This is a genomic window from Cognatundibacterium rivi (assembly GCF_018139565.1).
Classification (GTDB): domain Bacteria; phylum Pseudomonadota; class Gammaproteobacteria; order Burkholderiales; family Burkholderiaceae_D; genus Undibacterium; species Undibacterium rivi.
In genome coordinates, this window is record NZ_JAGSPK010000004.1 from 186,899 (window position 1) to 205,981 (window position 19,083).

The 19,083-nt window shown below is 50.0% G+C and carries 14 protein-coding genes and 1 pseudogene; 4 read left to right on the forward strand and 11 right to left on the reverse strand.

Annotation, left to right across the window (positions count from 1 at the left end):
• Window positions 1-6 precede the first annotated feature (6 nt).
• The gene (locus tag KDM87_RS12635; RefSeq protein ID WP_212679413.1) at window positions 7-378 is read left to right on the forward strand and encodes a MerR family transcriptional regulator; all 372 of its coding nucleotides are present in this window, start codon (window positions 7-9) and stop codon (window positions 376-378) included.
• A gap of 359 nt (window positions 379-737) precedes the next feature.
• Here KDM87_RS12635 and KDM87_RS18035 read toward each other — a convergent pair.
• Window positions 738-1,088: pseudogene (locus KDM87_RS18035) on the reverse strand (methyl-accepting chemotaxis protein); the annotation flags it as partial.
• Window positions 1,089-2,721: 1,633 nt separating this feature from the next.
• Window positions 2,722-3,123: a winged helix-turn-helix transcriptional regulator gene (locus tag KDM87_RS12645; RefSeq protein WP_230407756.1), complete on the reverse strand. Its 402-nt coding sequence runs from the start codon at window positions 3,121-3,123 to the stop codon at window positions 2,722-2,724.
• Between the two features lie 94 nt (window positions 3,124-3,217).
• On the opposite strand from KDM87_RS12645, the gene KDM87_RS12650 reads away from it, so the two are divergent.
• Entirely contained in the window at window positions 3,218-4,078 is an 861-nt protein-coding gene (locus KDM87_RS12650; RefSeq protein ID WP_212679415.1) for an SDR family oxidoreductase, read from the forward strand.
• A gap of 85 nt (window positions 4,079-4,163) precedes the next feature.
• Here the strand turns inward: KDM87_RS12650 and KDM87_RS12655 are convergent, their stop codons facing one another.
• From KDM87_RS12655 to garD, 9 genes are all read right to left on the reverse strand, one after another.
• Entirely contained in the window at window positions 4,164-6,041 is a 1,878-nt protein-coding gene (locus tag KDM87_RS12655; RefSeq protein ID WP_212679416.1) for a potassium transporter Kup, read from the reverse strand.
• A 566-nt stretch (window positions 6,042-6,607) separates the two neighbouring features.
• Window positions 6,608-7,513, reverse strand: coding sequence for an Abi-alpha family protein (locus tag KDM87_RS12660; protein ID WP_212679417.1), 906 nt, complete (start codon window positions 7,511-7,513; stop codon window positions 6,608-6,610).
• A 101-nt stretch (window positions 7,514-7,614) separates the two neighbouring features.
• Window positions 7,615-8,250 (reverse strand): hypothetical protein, encoded by a 636-nt coding sequence (locus tag KDM87_RS12665; protein ID WP_212679418.1) that lies wholly within the window; start codon window positions 8,248-8,250, stop codon window positions 7,615-7,617.
• Window positions 8,251-8,447: 197 nt separating this feature from the next.
• Complete coding sequence (locus KDM87_RS12670) at window positions 8,448-8,765, reverse strand: hypothetical protein (protein ID WP_212679419.1); 318 nt, start codon at window positions 8,763-8,765, stop codon at window positions 8,448-8,450.
• A gap of 89 nt (window positions 8,766-8,854) precedes the next feature.
• On the reverse strand, window positions 8,855-9,688 hold the full coding sequence (locus KDM87_RS12675) for a hypothetical protein (RefSeq protein ID WP_212679420.1): 834 nt from the start codon (window positions 9,686-9,688) through the stop codon (window positions 8,855-8,857).
• A gap of 485 nt (window positions 9,689-10,173) precedes the next feature.
• The gene (locus KDM87_RS12680; protein WP_212679421.1) at window positions 10,174-10,860 is read right to left on the reverse strand and encodes a response regulator; all 687 of its coding nucleotides are present in this window, start codon (window positions 10,858-10,860) and stop codon (window positions 10,174-10,176) included.
• Window positions 10,857-12,428, reverse strand: coding sequence for an ATP-binding protein (locus KDM87_RS12685; protein ID WP_212679422.1), 1,572 nt, complete (start codon window positions 12,426-12,428; stop codon window positions 10,857-10,859). The genes KDM87_RS12680 and KDM87_RS12685 overlap by 4 nt, the downstream gene beginning before the upstream one ends.
• Before the next feature lie 153 nt (window positions 12,429-12,581).
• Window positions 12,582-13,406 (reverse strand): NAD-dependent epimerase/dehydratase family protein, encoded by an 825-nt coding sequence (locus KDM87_RS12690; RefSeq protein ID WP_212679423.1) that lies wholly within the window; start codon window positions 13,404-13,406, stop codon window positions 12,582-12,584.
• Between the two features lie 129 nt (window positions 13,407-13,535).
• Window positions 13,536-15,089, reverse strand: a complete 1,554-nt coding sequence (garD, locus tag KDM87_RS12695) for a galactarate dehydratase (RefSeq protein ID WP_212679424.1) — start codon at window positions 15,087-15,089, stop codon at window positions 13,536-13,538.
• Window positions 15,090-15,465: 376 nt separating this feature from the next.
• Between garD and KDM87_RS12700 the strand changes: the two genes are divergently transcribed.
• Together KDM87_RS12700 and KDM87_RS12705 are read left to right on the forward strand one after the other, a co-directional pair.
• Window positions 15,466-16,170 carry a FadR/GntR family transcriptional regulator gene (locus KDM87_RS12700; protein WP_212679425.1) on the forward strand — a complete coding sequence of 235 codons (705 nt, stop codon included), beginning with the start codon at window positions 15,466-15,468 and terminating at the stop codon, window positions 16,168-16,170.
• 211 nt (window positions 16,171-16,381) lie between these two features.
• On the forward strand, window positions 16,382-19,072 hold the full coding sequence (locus tag KDM87_RS12705) for a TonB-dependent receptor plug domain-containing protein (protein ID WP_212679426.1): 2,691 nt from the start codon (window positions 16,382-16,384) through the stop codon (window positions 19,070-19,072).
• Window positions 19,073-19,083 lie beyond the last annotated feature (11 nt).

Here is a 19,083-nt window from a genome sequence, read left to right on the forward strand (position 1 = left end):
ATTCTCATGACTGAAATTAAAATCGAAACAGTGACCTTGCCACCGATTCCGGCCAAGCGTTATTTCACGATTGGAGAAGTAAGCGAATTGTGTGGCGTTAAACCACACGTTTTGCGTTATTGGGAACAGGAATTTTCGCAACTCAAGCCAGTAAAACGCCGGGGTAACCGTCGTTATTACCAGCATCATGAAGTGCTGTTGATACGTCGTATTCGTGAGCTTTTATATGAACAAGGGTTCACGATTAACGGTGCCCGCAATAAACTCGGCAGCGCCGCCGGGCGTATCCACGAAACTGACGAAGTGGTGGAAACTCCGGTGGATCTGCACTACATCCGTGATGAGTTGCGTTCCATACTAAACCTGCTCACCCCGTAAAAAAATCTGAGGGCAGAGTGATTGCCCTCGGATGTTTTTTTCCTGACGCTTTACCTCTTAAACGTACGCAGCGCAGGCAATCGTACTACGGCAGATTCAGCTTGAGTTTCTGCCGTTTTCAATTCAATTTTTCTTTTCGGTTGTTTTAATCTCAGCAATTGACCTTGCTCTTCATGCTCAGCATGCATATCACTTCCGTATATTTTAAATACGCTGACTGCATCAATCAGTGCTGATGCCTGGTCTTCCAGGCTGGCAGTTGATTTCGCTCCCTCATCTGCGAGGCTGACATTGTGTTGTGTGATCTCGTCAATGGCGGCGATTGCTTCGTTCACGCTCGAAATACCCATGCTTTGCTCTTGGCTCACATCGGCCACATGCCGGATCAGATCGGTCACTTGCGCGATATTTTCGGCGATTTCCTGCATCGTTTTTCCTGCCGAATCAATCATGTTGTTACCGTGTTGTACTGCTTCGCTTGAAGTGTTGATTAAGGACTTGATTTCCTTCGCGGCATTCGCGCTGCGCTGCGCGAGATTTCTGACTTCTCCGGCCACGACCGCAAAGCCACGTCCCTCCTGTCCGGCTCTGGCGGCTTCAACTGCGGCGTTGAGCGCCAGGATATTGGTCTGAAATGCTATGCCATCCATTACTCCGATAATTTCTGCAATTTTGCGCGTACCGGATGTGACTGATTGCATTGATACGATGGCCTTATCCATCACCTGCAAGCCTTGCTGCACATTTTCTGCGGAGGTATTAGCGAGGCTGCTCGCCTGCGCCAGATTGCCGGCATTCTCTTTTACTGTGCTGGTCAGTTCCTCGACCGATGTTGCGGTTTGTTGCAGAGAGCCCGCCTGCGTTTCAGTACGGTCGGCCAGCTCTGCATTTTCATTATGGATATGATGGGCAATGTTGTTGACGTTTTCAGCGCCAGTACGGATATTTTGCACAAGGCGACTCAAGCCCTGATTCATTTTTGTGACGGCGTTAATCAATTGCGCCAGTTCATCCTGGCCGTTGCGTTCAGGCATCTGTATCAAATCTCCTGATGCCGTTTTTTCGATATTTTCAGTCAGTGTTTTTATGTCTCGCGACAGCGCAAAATAAATCCCGAGTAAAAAATAACTGGCGATTAGCACCAGCAACATGAGTGCAGAAAACATCTTGGCGATTTTCTGATTCAGTTGTTGCGCGTGACGCGTCAGGCGTTGGTCAATCAGTGTTGATACGGTGTTACTCGCCGCGTTCAGGTTTGTCAGCGTTTCGTCGCCGGCTTTTAAAAATGCGTTTCCTGAGCTTTGATTGACTGAAGACAGCACTTCATCTTTGGCTCGTTCCAGATATTGTTCTGAGACGCCGATCGCTGCTTTCAGCGAGCGAAATTCCGCTTGATAACCGGGATTACTTTTTTCCAGAGAATCCACTCTTTGTCGTAACTGCACTAACTCGTATTTCGCCATCAGTTGTAACGAATTCAGCATCACATCCTCGCCGCCTTCAAATAAGCCAGTGTCGATATATGCCGCGCCACGGGCGGACATCACCGCGATTTTCTCGGCGATGGAAGGAATACCGGTCAGATAGATATTCGCCAACTCATGCGTGACGAAATCGCTGTCGAGTGCGAGCTTGGACGCATAAGCACGTTCCTGAATTTGCTGATTCAGGCGCTCTGATAATTTTGTGTATTCGGTAAAACTGGCGGCAGATTTTAAACTCGCTTGCTGACCAAGCAGATCTTGCCAGCGTTTTTTTATGTCGTCGCTAGCGTCCGCTTTTTTCAGGCTATCGGCGATTTGTTTTTGATTTGTGCTGATCACATCGCCAACTTGTTTATTGCCATTGAGCTGCAGATGTTGCAATGCTCTTTGTTTCCGTATCAGGGTTTCCAGATCCTGATATTCGTGTATCTGCTGTATGGCCAGTTGCTTTTCTTTGCTAATGCCGACCTCTGCCCGCATTTCTATGAAGAGCAGTGTCAGAACAACGAACAGAGGAATGGAAAAAGCGGCGGCGATGAACGCGACCTTGTGCCCGATGCGGAAACCTTGCGTCAGACGAATGGCGGGGGAGAGGAGTTTGAGCACGATTTTCTTCAAGGAAAAATGCATGGAGGAAACATATTTAACGTGAGAATAGTTCTTAAATATGACTTCGTTATGACCTTAGAGAAGCGTGTTCAGACGTGCGGTGAATTGACTGGCAGATTAACGGCTGAGCGAGAATCCATGCCAGATGCGCGGACAGACGCCGCGCGAATCAAGTGGGGCGGGCACTCAGGGCAGGCCCGTTTTAAGTGATGTGAAAAATGTGATCGGGATGCGCAGCTAGCAGGCTTGCCTATTGCTCACTTTTCTGATTTTGTGCCGTGATAATTTCAGGCAGGTGCAACTCTATCCAGTCTGCCAGCGCTTCCACTTTTTTTGCGATTTCGGTGCCGGATTCCGTCAGCGTGTATTCCACATGCGGCGGTACCACAGGATAAGAAATCCGCTCAACGAAGCCATCCGCTTCCAGCCACTGTAAGGTTTGCGCCAGCATTTTTTCGCTGATGCCATTCACCTTGCGCCGTAAATCGCTGAAGCGTTGCGTTCCGCTTAACAGCGCCACCAGCAGTAATACGCCCCAGCGACTGGTGACGTGTTTAAGAACCTCTCTGGACGGACATTTTTCAGCGAACAGATCGCCGCGCTGCATTCTGTCTGAGATGCTCGTCGCAAAAGGTATTTCGACCGCTTTCATTTCCATTCTTTACTTACCTTTTTGTGCGTACTTACTTTTAGTTAGTTAAGGCGCTATTATGCCTGCTCCTACTCAATTTACAAAGGGATTTGCCATGATAGTTGTCACAGGTGCCTCCGGCCAGCTTGGTCGTTTAGTGATCGAAGCCTTATTAAAAAAAATTCCGGCCAGCGAGATCGTCGCGGCGGTGCGTAAGCCAGACAGCGTGAATGATTTGGCGGAGCGCGGCGTACAGGTGCGGCAGATCGATTACAGCCGCCCGGAAACGCTGACCGGCGCATTCAAAAAAGGAGAGAAATTACTGCTCATCTCCAGCAGCGAAATCGGGCAGCGCGTGTCGCAGCATCAAGCAGTGATCGATGCGGCAAAAAACGCCGGTGTTGAACTGATTGCCTATACCAGCCTGTTGCATGCAGACGTATCCCCACTGCCTCTGGCGGCTGAGCATAAAGAAACCGAGCAATTGCTGCAGGCTTCCGGTGTGCCGTTCGTGGTGTTAAGAAATAGCTGGTACACCGAAAACTATCTCGCCAGCGTGCCGGTGGCGTTGCAGTATGGTGTCTTGTCTGGATGCGCCGGAGAAGGCCGCATTTCATCTGCTGCCCGCGCTGATTACGCAGAAGCGGCGGCGGTGGTGCTGGCCAGCGACAATCAGGCTGGGCGAATCTATGAGCTGGCTGGTGATGAGTCGTATTCTTTGCAAGAGCTGGCACAAGAAATCGCACTGCAATCAGGCAAAACGGTGGCATATCAAAACCTGCCTGAAAGTGCATACAAAGATGCCTTGCTGGGTGCTGGTTTGCCGGAACCAGTGGCCACTTTGCTGGCCGAATCTGATGTCGGTGCATCGAAAGGCGGGTTGTTTGACGACAGCCACCAATTGAGCCAACTGATCGGCCGTCCAACCACGCCATTGTCAGTATTGCTGAAAGCCGCGCTGGCGTCGGCATCCTGAAAATAACAGACCCGGATGCAGCCAGCCATCGTTACCGTCAACAATGCTGACGACTGGCTGCATCCTGCTGAAATTACTTTGTGGCTTAAATCTGCACCCGTGTACCCAGTTCGATCACGCAATTATTCGGCAGATGGAAATAATCGACGACACTCAGTGAGTTGCGTGACATCAGTGCGAATAAAATTTCCCGCCAGTGCGCCATCCCCGTGCCTTTGGTTGGCACAACGATTTCCCGGCTCAGGAAATACGAAATTTCAAACATATTCAAGCTCAGGCCATGCGCCTTGCACAACTCCAGCGCTTTCGGAATATCCGGCGTATTTTTAAAACCATAGTTCAGTTTCACTTTCCAGAAACCCGGTGCTAAGGCTTCGACCTGTACCCGTTCTTCAAACGGCACCCACGGCACATCATGAAACTTCACCGTCAAAATAATATTCCGTTCATGCAGCACCTGATTGTGCTTCAGATTATGTAATAAGGCTTGCGGCACCGTATCTGGGTTAGCGACTGCATACACCGCTGTGCGCGATGCACGCGGCGTGTTGTCACCGGATAAGGCTGTCACGAAAGGCAATAACTCAGGGTCACCTTTGCGTATGCTGTCGATTAATAATTCGCGGCCACGTCTCCAGGTTGCCATCACCAAAAAAATCGCCACGCCCATCGCCAGCGGAAACCATCCGCCTTGCAAAAATTTAAGCGAACACGCTACGACCAGCAAGATATCCAGGGTTAAAAATACGCCGGTCGCTGTGATAGCCAACGCGAAAGGCATTTTCCAGCCATGATGAATCACGAAAAAAGTTAAGATGGTCGTAATCATCATCGTCACCGTCACGGCAATCCCGTAGGCTGCCGCCATCGCGGAAGAGCTGCCAAAGCCGACAACGGCAAGCAATACGCCAACGAGCAGCAACCAGTTCACGCCGGGCATATAAATTTGCCCCATCTCTTTCGCCGAGGTGAAATTCACCTGCATACGCGGCAACAATCCTAACTGCACCGCCTGCTTGGTCATCGAATACGCACCGGATATAACCGCTTGCGAAGCGATGACGGTGGCGATCGTTGCCAGCACCACGGCGGGTATTAGAAAATGCTCTGGGAATAAGCGGAAAAACGGGTTTTCAATCGCCGACGGATCACGCATCAGCAAAGCGCCCTGACCCATATAGTTGATCGCCAGTGCAGGTAACACCATGCCTGTCCAGGCTAATTGGATAGGGCGTTTTCCAAAGTGCCCCATGTCTGCATACAGCGCTTCGGCACCCGTAAATGCGAGCACGATCGCACCGATCACAATAAAAATATGCCAGCCTTGCGAGCTTAAAAAACGAATTGCGTTCAACGGATTGAGTGCAGCGAGAATCGCCGGTTGCAACATGATTTCACTGATTCCCGCAACGGCCAGCACAGCAAACCAGATCACAATCACAGGGCCAAACAGCTTGCCGACCACCGCTGTGCCATAGCGCTGTACGGCGAATAAGGCTATCAATACGCCGATAGAGATCGGTAAGACATAGGGCTTAAATCCCAGCGACACCACCTCCAACCCCTCGACCGCGCTGAGCACAGAAATGGCGGGCGTGATGATGCTGTCGCCATAAAATAAAGACGCACCGAAGACGCCGGTCAGCAATAGAATTAAACGCCGTTGCCCCGTATCACCAGCGGCTTTCGCAGCCAATGCCGTTAATGCCATGATGCCGCCTTCACCGCGGTTATCTGCGCGCAAGATCAGCAGAACATACTTCAGCGTCACCACCATCATCAAGCCCCAGAAGATGACTGAGACTGCGCCGATCAGATGCGTCGCATCCAAAGGTACGCCCGTCGCGGGGCTGAATACCTCTTTCATGGTGTACAAAGGGCTGGTGCCGATATCGCCATAGACCACGCCCAGCGCACCGAGGGTGAGGGCAGCCAGGCTTTCGCGACCAGAATGTTGACTCATACATTTTCCAAAATTCATTGAACAGAATCGCACTATGCAGTGGCGGGTATCAGGAAAGCATAAGGAAATAATCAGGAACGAAGCAGTAGCTGCATCAGGTGTGCGCATTGCAACACAACACAACGCAGTGCAAACTTCGCACCGGTACAGCTCTTGGCGAACGTGCGGCGAACGCACACTGCGCGTGATGAAAATGGAGCGCTTATAGCGGAAGAACGCATCCTTGAATAGCGCTTAAATCGTCCCCTTAACGGCAGATAAACAGCCAGAATTCCACATACTCCCCCTGTTTTTAAGAAAAAACCCAAAATGTCAGCATAAATATTGGGCTTGTATACATACTCCGGGGGAGTATATTTTGAGCGTTTTGAGAGTGTTGGGAGGTGTTTGATTAGATACCGTCACGCGACTGCGCCAAGGGTTCGCTCGCGATACATGACAGTAATGCAGATGCTGAGGGCGGACAAGACTAGGAGCTTCATGATGCTGTGGTTTAACGTGGAAGTGAGGGGGCGCCGACCGCAGGGAAGGAAGCCAGCTTGCTGGCTGTCCCATAGACTGCAGGGTTATGCAGTTTTTTCTCGGCACGCATCGATGAACAATTCGCCAAGTTCAGTAAGTATTGTCGAAGTTTCTGTTTCTATTTCTATATCAAAATCAACTGAAGTGTACGAGGACTCACGATCCCCAGGAATGTCTATGCTGTGAGTTCCCGCACTTGCCTCATACACCACCTTGGCCAACCCAAGACGAATAATGTTGGCAATTTCAAATTCTTTTATGTTTTGTTCAGGTATGGACTGAGGGGCAGAAATTTGTCTTCTTAGAACTAATTCCTTGTACGCCAAAGATCTAAGCTCTGTTTCTATTGATCGAATTGACGATTTTGTTTGCATGGCTTCCGATGAAAATACAAACTTGCCATCGGGGGATAGTTTTTCTAGTTTTGCCTTTTGCTCTTCAATCTTAAGCTTCAGACTATTTTCAATGTTGGATCTGGTTTCTATAAACTCTGAAAGCTCTTTGCTTAGATCAAAAATGCGTTTTTTCTTTTCAATGAGAACTGACTCTAGTAGATCGAATTCGTCTTTTGATAGTTGGCTTAAGATGTACGGAAAGACGTGGTTCTGTATATTCTGTTCAGAGTCGACCATGTTTACCAATAGCGCGGCCCATTTGTCTTGAAGATCGTTGTCGTCCTCTAGTGAGGCGTTTTCAAGATATGGGCAGAGTAACTTAGGCGGAAGCGATTTTATGTTTATCTTGTTCTTTTCACACAAAGCCTTTGCTTTGTTCAAAATTCGGATTTGATTGTTGAATCTCCAGTATGAAATTTGGTCTTTGACTAAGAGCCCAAGTTCTTCAATCGGTGGCGTAACGAGCTTATCCACAAAGCTCTTGGCAATGTCTATGCCGCTTTCTAATGCGGAAGACGATAGATCAAATTTCGTGGTTTTCTTGTCGCTGCTCATATTGGGTCAACTCTGGGCATAACGTTTAAATTAACCGGCGCGCCACGGGCGGCGGTTGAAGGGAAAACGGCGGCATTTTGGCGGTCCGGTTGAATTATCTATTAGATTTCACTAGCCACGGGCGCCTGTGCTTCGGACATCTTATCCAACTTCTTTAGTCGCGCTATGGAACGATCATTTTTTTTCTTGATGTCAAACATGGCTTTATAGATAGCTAGGGCATCATCAGTTTCCTCGCTACAGCGACTTTCAATCGAACTAAAATCTTTGCTTTCATACATATCCCAAACAGATTTCCCTGATTCAAGTTTTTTTCCATTCAGGTACTTCTGGTATAAGGCCGACTTGGTCTTTGGATAAGAAAAATATGCCTGATTGAATGAAAACTGACAATATGTTGCGGTCGACAAATCTATCTGGCGACAACCACATAACAGATCGTAGATCCTGTCTTGGCTAGCGATTGAGCTTGAAGAAAGTCGTGCTAATAAGGCTGGTACGTCGCTGTGAGAAATACCAATGCCTGCAAGCATTAAAGAACCTGCCTGATCTTTTGCCTCAATAGATCTCCATTCTTGCTGGAACAGCTGAAATATCTCGCGTAGCACTGCCTCTTCTCCGCCTAAATTCCACTCCCAAATGTTGTGTTTTTTGCCAACACGATCCTGCATGGGATAGTAGGTCTGAAATGAGCCCCCAAGAATTTTGTGGCCCGGCAATACCGGAGAAAACATCATTCCTCCAGGAGTCTTTCGGGTCCGGTCGTTGACTGGGACATAGTATTCAAGGTCAAAGAAAATGACCTTTGTTTTGTCCGGATAGAATCGAAGCATATTGTGCAATCTAACGTTTGACGTGAGAGGCCGCAGTAGCGGCGTAGCTGCGAAGGGAACCCACAAGCGCAGCTTGTTGGCGGTTCCTCTCGACGGAATTGTTAGGCAATACGTGAACAGGGTTGAATTCCATTCGCCCACTCATCTTCATTCATTTCGAGTTGGTGGCAAGTCCTCTCAATGTGCAGGCCAGTTTTTTTGAAGAAGACAGCATCTATTTGCCTAAGTGCATACATGCCAGTTCGACTAAAAAAATCAGTGTGTTCGTTAATGTCGAATGATCCACCAGAGGAAGCTGCCCATATCTTTATGAAAGACTCCAGCCTGAAATATTTGTGCTTTTCATCCTCGGATAGAGCGCCAATCAAATAACTGACTCTGTCGCCAGTTGATTGCCCATACTCTTCAAGATTTTTCATTTCTTCATCCTTTAGTAAATGTTGATATGCCTAACGCCAAGGTTAACCGGCAAAAATGCGAATCATTTTTGTCCGTGTTGAACCGCCAGTTAGGCCTCACCGATCACCTCATCAAGGCGAATAACTGTAAGAGCATCGGCAAATTGCACGAGGCCATTTGCCGCCGATTCATTACCGCTTATCTGTTCAGGTAGGTTCCCAGAGCTACTTTTGATTTGTGCCAACAATTTAGCGACTTGGCCGATAGCTTCATCTGTGGAAGATTGACGCAGACGGCTCACCAACAAGGTAGCGAATTCGTCAGCCTTGATCGCGCGCCCAACCACCGGTTCGCTACACCAGATTGGATCTGATTGTCTCTGGTCGAAGTAGATGTAGTGCTTGCTGTTGTCCGAGAACTCAGAGGGGCATGACGAAAAATCAACGAGACGAAGAGGCTCCAGACTCACTTCTACCTCGTACAACGCAGCTTTATCAAAGAGCATCGGGCAAGCGTAGTACACCATGGCGCCATGGTTCTTGCTCAAGTTGTATAGCAGTTCGTGCTGTGAGAAACCTGTGTTGTCGTTTTTCGTGGTGTCAAGACTAGCTCGGTAATACGGTTTACTCCTGATCTGGGGCGGGTTCTTTTTCTGATTCTTCTGAAGTTCGTTGACTACTTTGAATTGAAGGAAGTACGCAACGAAGGTTCGCTTTAGCTTGTACCCGTTTTCCATGGCGCTGGACTTCATCTGCTCGAAAAAGTCTTCGTCCGAAATCTCAGTCATCGCATACGCTTGATCGAAGCCTAGGAAGACCTCCTTCTGCGGAGAGTACTTAAAGAAACTGAACTTCCCTGTCGGGCCTACGCCATATGTCTCCCGTATCAGCTTCATCAAAGGCTGGTGGTAGTGCATCTCCAGCACCGTTTCTGAGATTGCCATTTATTCCTTCCTCTGTTTGTTTTGCGCGGACTAACGTGCGATCCTTTGAGGCCTAACGTGTTTTAATTTTCATTTTGCAACATTAACCGTCAATGATCAAACTGTCAATATGTTGCAATTCCCTTGAAAACCGCATGAATATTAGCTGCATTTGTTTATACTGACTAAATAAGCAGTGCAAACAAATCGACAAAAACATCATCCCTCAAAAACCGTGCTTGCTGGATCAGGTGCGCGAACGTTTGCGTTATCAGCACTACCGCTTCGCAACTGAAAAACCATGCGTACTGGATACGTTTCTTCATACGCAGGCAACAGACAAAATCATCCTAAAAACGGCATGTGAAAAGCTCGTTTTCTGCATACTCCCCCCTGTTTTTAAGAAAATACCCTAAATCTCAGCAGAAACATTGGGCCTGTAGATATACCCCGGGGAGTATATTTGGGGTGTTTTGAGGGGCTTGCGTTAGTCAGCGATGCGAGTGCTAGATGGCGGCCAGGCGATAGCCGACGCCGGTTTCTGTCAGCAGGTAGCGGGGTTCTGTCGGGTTGTCTTCGATTTTTGCCCGCAGCTGCGCCATGTAGAGTCGCAGATAATGCGTGTGGTCGATGAATTCTTCGCCCCAGACGTCGACCAGCAGCTGGCGGTGCGTGACGACTTTGCCGCTGCTGCGCACCAGGCGTGCGAGTAAGCTGAATTCGGTTTTGGTCAGATGCAGAACCTGGCCGTGGCGTTCGACCAGGCGGGTGCTCAGGTCGATGTGTAAGCCATCCAGTGTGTATTCGGTCGTGGCGGCGGGCACGTTGGTGCCCCGGTGTCGCAAGGCGACCCGGATGCGCGCGAGCATTTCACCGACGCTGAATGGCTTGGTCAGATAATCGTCTGCACCGGCATCCAGCAGGGCAATTTTTTCGGTTTCCTGATGTCTGGCTGAAACGATCAGAATCGGCAGATTGCTTTGCTTGCGCACATGGCGCACCAGGTCTGCGCCATTACCATCGGGCAGGCCCAGATCGAGCACCATCACATCCGGTAACACATGTTTTAAGATGGCGCTGGCCTCGCTGATCGAGACTGCGGTTTGCACTGTAAAGCCTTCGACGGACAGCGACGCGTAAATGAGAGAGCGTATCTCTTTGTCGTCTTCCACCACTAACACGCGAATGCTCATGACAGCTCTCCCGCGACGATGGGTGGCTGCGCATCCAGCGGTAACTGTAAGCTGAATTCGCTGCCGCCTTCCTGCGGCTGGTTCAGCACCAGATTGCCGCCATGCACAGTTGCGATGGCTTTGCAAACGGCGAGCCCGAGTCCTGAGCCACGCTGGCTGCTGCGATCGGTGTGATCGCCACGCACATACGGTTCAAAAATACTGAGTTGTTCGTGTTCCGGTATGCCTTTGCCGCTGTCTTTCACCGAGATCCGCATCCATTGCTGATGGTGATCGGCATTGTGTTCATCAGAACCTTGTGATCCCTGTATGCTGACGCGCAGTTGTATGTCGCCATCGGTGTATTTCAGGGCGTTTTCCAATAAATTTGCCAGCAGTTGCGAAATCAACACCGGATCGACTCTGACCAATGGCAGGCCTTTCGGAAGCTGAAGCTGAAGCTGAATGCGTTTGTCGGTGTCATGTTGACGCACCCGTGCCAGCACGCTGCCGATGATTTCTTCTATGGATTCCCAATCCCGCACCAGCGATTGCGGCGTGTTTTCCAGCCGCACCAGTTGCAGGGTGTTTTCTGTCAGCGCTGATAAATATCCGGCTTCTTTGATGATGCTGTCGAGCAGGTGTTCTTGTTCGGCTGTGCTGAGTTTGGCATGCTGAAGTTGCAGCGCGGATGCGGCACCAACGACGACGGCTAACGGTGTTCGCAAATCATGCGAGACCGCCGCTAAAAATATGCCCTGTAATTGCTGGCGCTCTGTTTCGCGTTGCGCGGCCAGAATGCTGGCGTTCAGCCGCAAACGCAACAGCGCCTGCGCCAGTATCGTACAAAGGGCTTCGGCATGCTGGCGGCCGCTGCTGTCATCGCCGGCAACGGCTTGTATGCATACTGCGCCCAGCATTTGCCCGTGCGGGTATTGATCGCCTATGGGTAAATACCATGCATCCAGATCAGACCAGCGGTTGGTGCCAGCGCCGATCACGCTGCCTTCTTTCATGCAGCACACCATGCCATCACGGATGGTCGCGGGCAGTTCATCGCGGCAGTGTAAGTTGCCGCTGGCATCGTTCAGGCACAGCAGATTCGGTCCGGCAAACGACGCGTCAAATGCTTGTTGCCCCAGCGCTGAAATATCTTCGGCGGTCTTGCATGCGGCGAGTTGCACTGCCAGATGTTGTAACTGGCGTGCGCGTTGCTCGTTCAGATGCGCGATCTCGGTTTCGCGGCGCAAACCGGATGTCAGATGATGGATCACCAGGGCCAGTACCATCATCGTGATCAGCGCAATCAAATGTTCTGACTGATCGATGCGAAAGGTCCAGCGCGGTGGTACAAAAAAGAAATTCAGCGCAGCGACTGCAGCGAGCGCGCAGCTGACCGAATAAACCCAGCTCAACCGGTATGCCGCAATCACCACCGCCAGCACATAGATCATCGACTGGCTGGTGAGTGACACATACGGGTCAATCAGCGCATTGACGCCGCTGGCGGATGCCAGCAGTAAGAGGACGGAAAAACTATCCTTTAACGGAGAATGTGGTCGCTGCAGGAGGGCGGTGAGTTTGTTCATTCGACCAGCGTACCACAGCCTATATTAAGAAAGCATCAGGATTTCTGAGCAGCACGCATTGCATTAATCACTTGCGTTCTGTGGATGGAAAAACAGCGCCAGTCGATTGCCCGACTGGCGCTGCTGAGGTAGTCAATGACGACGAGCCTTGACTTAGGGTTTGTATTGCGGGCCGCTCAGAATAAAGCCGCCGCCCTGATATGTGCTGCCGACATCATCGGCATCGGGATAGCGACCGGTATCGGGGAATAAATGCGCAAATTTGTCTGAGCTGTCTTGTGGTTCGTAGCCCAGATGCGAGGCCGCGTGATTGCTCCACCATTTTTCACGGTTGTCGGAAACGCCGAATACGATGGTGTAGCCAACGCGCGGGGTGAAGGCTGCGCAACGCAGTAATTCAACTAAATCGTCATAGCTCAGATAGGTCGTCAGCATGCGGCGATTGGCCGGCGCAGGGAAGGCCGAGCCTATGCGTACGCACACGGTTTCGATGCCAACGCGGTCGTAGTAATAGCGTGACAGGCTTTCACCAAAACATTTACTGACGCCGTAAATACCATCCGGACGTGGTGGCATTGTCGCATCAATGAAATCAGTGGTTTTGTAAAAACCGATAGTGTGGTTGGAGCTGGCGAAAATCACGCGGCGTACTTTGTGATGATGCGCCGCTTCGTAGATGTTGTAGGTGCCTTGAATGTTGGCACGCATAATATCTTCAAAACTGGCTTCAACCGAAATGCCGCCGAAATGCAGAATCAGTTCTACATCTTTCACCAGATCCATCACCGCTGCTTTGTCGGCGAGATCGCATTGCACGACTTCTTCGCCTTCTTGCGCAGCACCCAGATCGGCCAGATCGCTGACGCGTAAAATATCAGTCCAGTCTTTCAGTTTTTCACGCAGAATTTTTCCCAGACCGCCAGCGGCGCCGGTTAGCAATATACGGTGAAAGGGTTTTGCTGCAACTTGCTTGTCCATAGTTTCCTCTTTTTTATTTTGTGTAATGAATCGTGTCAGTTAGTGATGCGTGTGTGATGCATTTTTGATGCATTTGATTAACCTGCGCCGCCACTGCCATTGCTGCTGACAGCGCATTGAAATAAGCGATCAGGTGATTGGAGCCGGGTTGAACAAAACCAGCGCGTTATGGAGTTTCCATTGTTCCGCCCAGGTTTTTTTCCCGCTGGCGACATCCAGCATCATGTGGAATAGTTCCCAGCCTATATCTTCTATCGTCGCGTCGCCAGTCGCAATTTTGCCGGCATTAATGTCCATCAGATCATGCCAGCGTCGCGCCAGATCATCGCGTGTCGCCACTTTAATTACGGGTACTGGTGCCAGGCCATAAGGCGTTCCACGGCCTGTGGTAAAGATATGCAGATTCATTCCGGCTGCGACTTGCAAGGTGCCGCAAATAAAATCACTGGCAGGTGTTGCTGCATAAATCAAACCGCGCTGCTGAAGTTTTTCACCGGGCGATAACACGCCTGAAATTGGTGATGAGCCCGATTTAACGATGGACCCCATCGCTTTTTCAACGATGTTAGAAAGGCCGCCTTTTTTGTTGCCCGGAGTCGTGTTGGCGCTGCGGTCTGCACCGCCGCGTTTCAGATAATCGTCATACCATTGCATTTCTTTGATCATGGCATTCGCGACTTCCGGACTTGTGGCGCGCGAAGTCAGCTGATCGATGCCATCGCGTACTTCTGTCACTTCAGAAAACATCACGCTGGCACCAGCGCGGACTAACAAGTCGGTGGCAAAACCGACTGCTGGGTTCGCGGTTACGCCAGAAAACGCATCGCTGCCGCCGCATTGCACGCCAACGACCAGATCAGAAGCAGGGCACACCTCGCGCTGACGTTGATTCAGTATCGTTAATTGTGCTTTGGCCTGCTCCATGATGGAGTGAATCATCGATTGAAAACCAACATGGGCAGCATCTTGCAGGCAGACAACGGGAGGCTGCGCTTCATTCTTAATCGGGAAACTACCGGCCGGAAAGAGTTTGGCTGGTTGTAGTTTTTCACAGCCGAGGCTGACGACCATTGCCTGTCCGCCGAAGTTAGGGTTGCGGGCGATATTTCTGATAGTGCGAATCGGGATTTCGGCACCCGGCGCATCAATCGCAACGCCGCAGCCGTAGGTATGTTCAATTCCAATTACGTCATCAACGTTAGGGAAGTCCGGCAGTAATTCTGCCTTGATACGTTTGACCGCATGTTCGACGACACCAGAAACACATTGCACAGTGGTTGTGATGGCGAGGATGTTGCGCGTGCCTACGCTGCCATCGTCGTTCCGGTAGCCCATGAAAGTATGACCTTCGAGCGGAGGCAACGGTGTTGGCGTTACGGTTGCCATCGGCAGATTGTCGAGTACGCGGGCATCCGGCATACGGATTAATGTTTCATTGAGCCACTGACCACGTTTGACATCGGTGTTGGTGTAGCCAATCGTCACGTTATAACGCCGGATGGCGCTGCCTTCGGGTAAATCTGCTAATGCGACTTTATGTCCTTGGGGCACATGATCAATAAGTTCCAGAGCGCAGGGAAACACGGTATGTGCCGGCAGCCCTCCATCATTGACGACGATGGCGACGTTGTCATCGTCGTGCATCTTGATATACAAGGGTTTTTGCTCTGAAGTAAGCTGCATAGTGGATCCTTTGCCTGGTTTTGCGCTGGTGTTATTTGGGCTGGCACAAAATTTTAAAAAATTGGTCAGGCCAGATGATAACTGGATAGACCGAAATGCGCTGATGTCACAAAATATTTTTATTGGAGTCGATATGCGTAATTTGGCAGATTAGTTGAATTTTTAGAGTTAATTTCATTTAAATTCAATGGTTTATCGCATTTTGTCTGGGGGTGTTGCGGCTGTTTCGCTATAATCTTTGGTGCCGAATTTGTGGCGAGTATGCCACTATGATAAATTTTTGGCTAGTCCAGATTGATGTTTTGGTCAGACCAAATTAGAATGGCCTGACCGAACAGAAAATGACTGGCTGTTATGCAGATAAGGTCGTCAGAAAATGAATAAAAAAAACAATGTGGGACACAGCGAGACAATTTCTCATGAGCCACGCCTGTATCGCGTGGTGGCAGACAAGATTAAGGGATTGATTGCTGAAGAAGGCATCAAACCCGGTGAGCGTCTTCCATCTGAGCGTGATCTGGCAACGAAGCTCAGCGTATCACGCGCGTCCTTACGTGAAGCACTGATCGCACTTGAACTGAGCGGTACGGTTGAAGTGCGTGGCGGTTCTGGTGTGTATGTCAGTCAGGTTGTTGAATCAGAGGCGCATTTGCCTGAAGTCGGTGCCGGGCCATTTGAAGTCTTATCGGCACGGCGTCTGATTGAATCGGAAGTCGCAGCGATTGCGGCACGTGTGGCGACTGATTCAGCGATTGACGACATTTTAAAAGCGGTGCTGGAGATGGAAGCGCATCACGCGAATTACGCCAGTAATGAAAGCGCGGACAGAAATTTTCATCTGTCCATCGCCAGAGCAACAGGCAATAGCGCGTTAGTCGGTGCTGTCGAATATTTATGGAATCAACGTGGCCGTTTATGGCACAAATTGAAGGAGCATTTTCAGACAGAAGAATTACGTCATGAAACATTGACGGACCATAGAAACATTCTGGAGGCGATTGCCTCACATGATCCGGCTGCCGCCCGCAAAGCGATGCGAGCGCATCTGGAACGTGTAACCAGAACTTTTTCTCGCGGCTGAAACACAGACAAGGCAAAGACACATTTGCCAGTTTTAGCGGTAGAGATGCCCCATTTTTCGACCGGCTGAGACCCCGGTGAGACACGGATATGTTGTGTACTCATCTTCGTCGCAGCGGCACGGAGTACGCGAGGTGCTCCAGACAAGTCGCTCACCACCAAACCGGGAGTGACATCGTTGATGAAAAATAGGAGTTTGAGGAGACATTAGAATGAAGAAAAAAATAACGAGCCGTTCCGCATTTATGCTGAGCAGCGTCAGTATTGCTGTCCTGACGCTGGTCAATCAGGTGCAGGCTGAAGAAATACAAAAGGTAGAAGTCACGGGGTCTTCTATCCGTCGTCTGGCTACCGAGGCATCGTTGCCTGTCACGATGGTGACCGGTGAAGAGCTGGAAAAACGTGGTATGACCACACTCGCTGATCTGATGATGGCGTTACCAGAGTCAGCTTCACTGGCACCATCAAATGCAGGCTCAGGTACAAACATCAATCTGCGCGGTTTGGGTGTTAACCGCACGCTGGTGTTGTTGAATGGCCGTCGTCTGGCGAACGAAGCGATTGCCGATGGATATGCGAATCTGGACGTGATTCCTATGAGTGCGATTGCACGTGTAGAGATATTGCGTGATGGCGCTTCTTCGATTTACGGCTCGGATGCGATCGGTGGCGTCGTTAACTTCATCACCAAACGAACGTTTGAAGGTAAAACAATATCCGCGCAATTGGTGCAGCCACAAAAAAATGGCGGTGCAGATGAGCAGCGTATCAGCGGCACTGTCGGTTTCGGTAATCTGGCACAAGATGGCTGGAACTGGTATGCCACGGTTGACGCGCATCGTCGTAGTCGTCTGGCGGCATCAGATCGCGCCGAATTAAGTACGAATGATATTCTGACGAGTATTGGCCGTGCGCCTGCATTGGGTAGTGGTGGTTACTCTATGCCTGCCAACTTCACGACCGCAACAAATAAAAACGCACAAAATCCTTACTACGCTTCTGGTTGCCAGTCACCGTATTCGATACAAGGTGCAAAGAACACTTGTATTCTGAACGATGCTGCCTACGGTAGTGCTTTGTATGGCAATGAGCAGGTGACGTTCTACACCAAATTCACAAAACGCTTTAATGAAGATCACACCTTGACGGTGGATTACATGCGCGGACAGGAATACATCCTCGGCACTAAAAACCCGACTACAAGTCTGGCTGCGAATGGTGTAACGGCGCAATTGCCTTCGACCAGTAAATGGTATCCGGGCGGTAGCGGTGGTGTACCTGCAGTCGCTGGTCTGAAGGGCGAGCCTTTGACTGTTACCTGGAGTGTCGCCGATCTGGGGCTGGCAACAACCAAAGATAAACAAGTGAATCAGCGTATCGCCGTGAATGACGAAGGGCGTATCGCATCATGGGACTACAAACTTGGTTTTGTTTATGGCCACAGTCTGCGTGAAAACTACTATGATTCGGGCTATGTAAGCGGGGCTGATTTACTGAAAGGCATCAGCAACGGTACCCTGAATCCATTCGGCTTACAAGATTCGGCCGGGCTGGCATATCTGAAAAGTATCTCAGTCGATGGTGCCTTGAACCGGCATTCCGTCAGTACATTTACTGGCGTTGATCTGACGGTATCGCGTGAGTTGTCAAATCTGGCCGGTGGTCCGATGATGCTGGCGCTGGGTACGGACTATCATCGTGATACTACTGAAGATCAGAAAACGGACATCACGAATATTGCAACGTATGCAGGTGCTTCGCCATCGTTTGCGAAATCCAGCCGGAATGTCGCTGCGGCTTACGCCGAGTTAGAAGTTCCTTTGACCAAAGAACTGAATCTGAACTTTGCAGTACGTGACGATCATTTCAGTGACTTCGGCAATACGATTAACCCTAAAGCCAGCTTCCGTTATCAGCCAACCAAAGAACTGATGTTCCGTGGTTCCGCTAACACGGGTTTCCGTGCACCAACTTTGTTTGACCGCTACGGTTATCGTTTGCCAGGTGCAACGACAAAAACGGCAGCGAAGTGGGACGATCCTGTGCAATGTCCGGGCGGCACGCCGGGCGTTGCAGGTACAGGTAAAGCATTGCCTGGACTGGTTGCCTCTACCGTATGTAATGTGACTTTGCCGAAACAAACCGGTAGCAATGCAGATTTGCAGCCAGAAAAATCCAAAGGTTATACCTTCGGTCTGGTCGTTGAACCGCTGAAAAATCTGACGGTATCGGCTGATTACTGGCACATAGAAATGACCGACATGCTGGCGAACTTGCCAGAGCAGGTCTATTTCACGAATCCACAAAAATATGCTGATCTGTTTGTCCGTAATGCAGATGGTTCCCTGGCCTTCATCAAGAATGTGACGATGAATCTAGGCGGTCAGAAAGCATCTGGTATCGACGTTTCTCTGGCCTATGCTTTCCCGAAAACATCCGTAGGTAATTTTAAGGTGAAACTTGACGGTACCTATCTGACACAATTTGATAATCAGCTGGAAAAAGATAGTCCATACATTTCGAATATCGGTCGCTTCGGTGCAGCAAGCAATGGCACTACTTCCAGCATGCCGATTATCACTTTCCGTTGGAAGCACACACTGAGCTTCGCCTGGGATCGGGGTGATTGGGCATCACAGTTGACGCAAAACTTCAACACTGGTTATCACGATCAGAATCTGGTTGCGCCAGAGTATTTCCGTGATATCGAGTCTTATTCCATCTGGAACTGGACAGTGAATTACCGTGGCTTTAAAAACATGGCAATTTCCGCAGGCATTTCAAATCTTCTGAATGCCCGTCCGCCTGTCACTAATCATAACGCGTACACCTACGGTTATCTGAGCAGCGCTGCAAGCCCTGTTGGCCGTGCTTTAAATGTTCGCGTGTCTTACGACTTCTGATAGTGCTTAGT

Excerpts from the sequence above, each read along its gene's own strand:
- KDM87_RS12645 (WP_230407756.1), bottom strand. The coding sequence starts at position 3,123 with ATGAAAGCGGTCGAAATACCTTTTGCGACGAGCATCTCAGACAGAATG.
- KDM87_RS12700 (WP_212679425.1), top strand. The coding sequence starts at position 15,466 with ATGAATAAAAAAAACAATGTGGGACACAGCGAGACAATTTCTCATGAG.
- KDM87_RS12635 (WP_212679413.1), top strand. The coding sequence starts at position 7 with ATGACTGAAATTAAAATCGAAACAGTGACCTTGCCACCGATTCCGGCC.
- KDM87_RS12675 (WP_212679420.1), bottom strand. The coding sequence starts at position 9,688 with ATGGCAATCTCAGAAACGGTGCTGGAGATGCACTACCACCAGCCTTTG.
- KDM87_RS12660 (WP_212679417.1), bottom strand. The coding sequence starts at position 7,513 with ATGAGCAGCGACAAGAAAACCACGAAATTTGATCTATCGTCTTCCGCA.
- KDM87_RS12670 (WP_212679419.1), bottom strand. The coding sequence starts at position 8,765 with ATGAAAAATCTTGAAGAGTATGGGCAATCAACTGGCGACAGAGTCAGT.
- KDM87_RS12665 (WP_212679418.1), bottom strand. The coding sequence starts at position 8,250 with ATGATGTTTTCTCCGGTATTGCCGGGCCACAAAATTCTTGGGGGCTCA.
- KDM87_RS12690 (WP_212679423.1), bottom strand. The coding sequence starts at position 13,406 with ATGGACAAGCAAGTTGCAGCAAAACCCTTTCACCGTATATTGCTAACC.
- KDM87_RS12655 (WP_212679416.1), bottom strand. The coding sequence starts at position 6,041 with ATGAGTCAACATTCTGGTCGCGAAAGCCTGGCTGCCCTCACCCTCGGT.
- garD (WP_212679424.1), bottom strand. The coding sequence starts at position 15,089 with ATGCAGCTTACTTCAGAGCAAAAACCCTTGTATATCAAGATGCACGAC.
- KDM87_RS12705 (WP_212679426.1), top strand. The coding sequence starts at position 16,382 with ATGAAGAAAAAAATAACGAGCCGTTCCGCATTTATGCTGAGCAGCGTC.
- KDM87_RS12680 (WP_212679421.1), bottom strand. The coding sequence starts at position 10,860 with ATGAGCATTCGCGTGTTAGTGGTGGAAGACGACAAAGAGATACGCTCT.
- KDM87_RS12650 (WP_212679415.1), top strand. The coding sequence starts at position 3,218 with ATGATAGTTGTCACAGGTGCCTCCGGCCAGCTTGGTCGTTTAGTGATC.
- KDM87_RS12685 (WP_212679422.1), bottom strand. The coding sequence starts at position 12,428 with ATGAACAAACTCACCGCCCTCCTGCAGCGACCACATTCTCCGTTAAAG.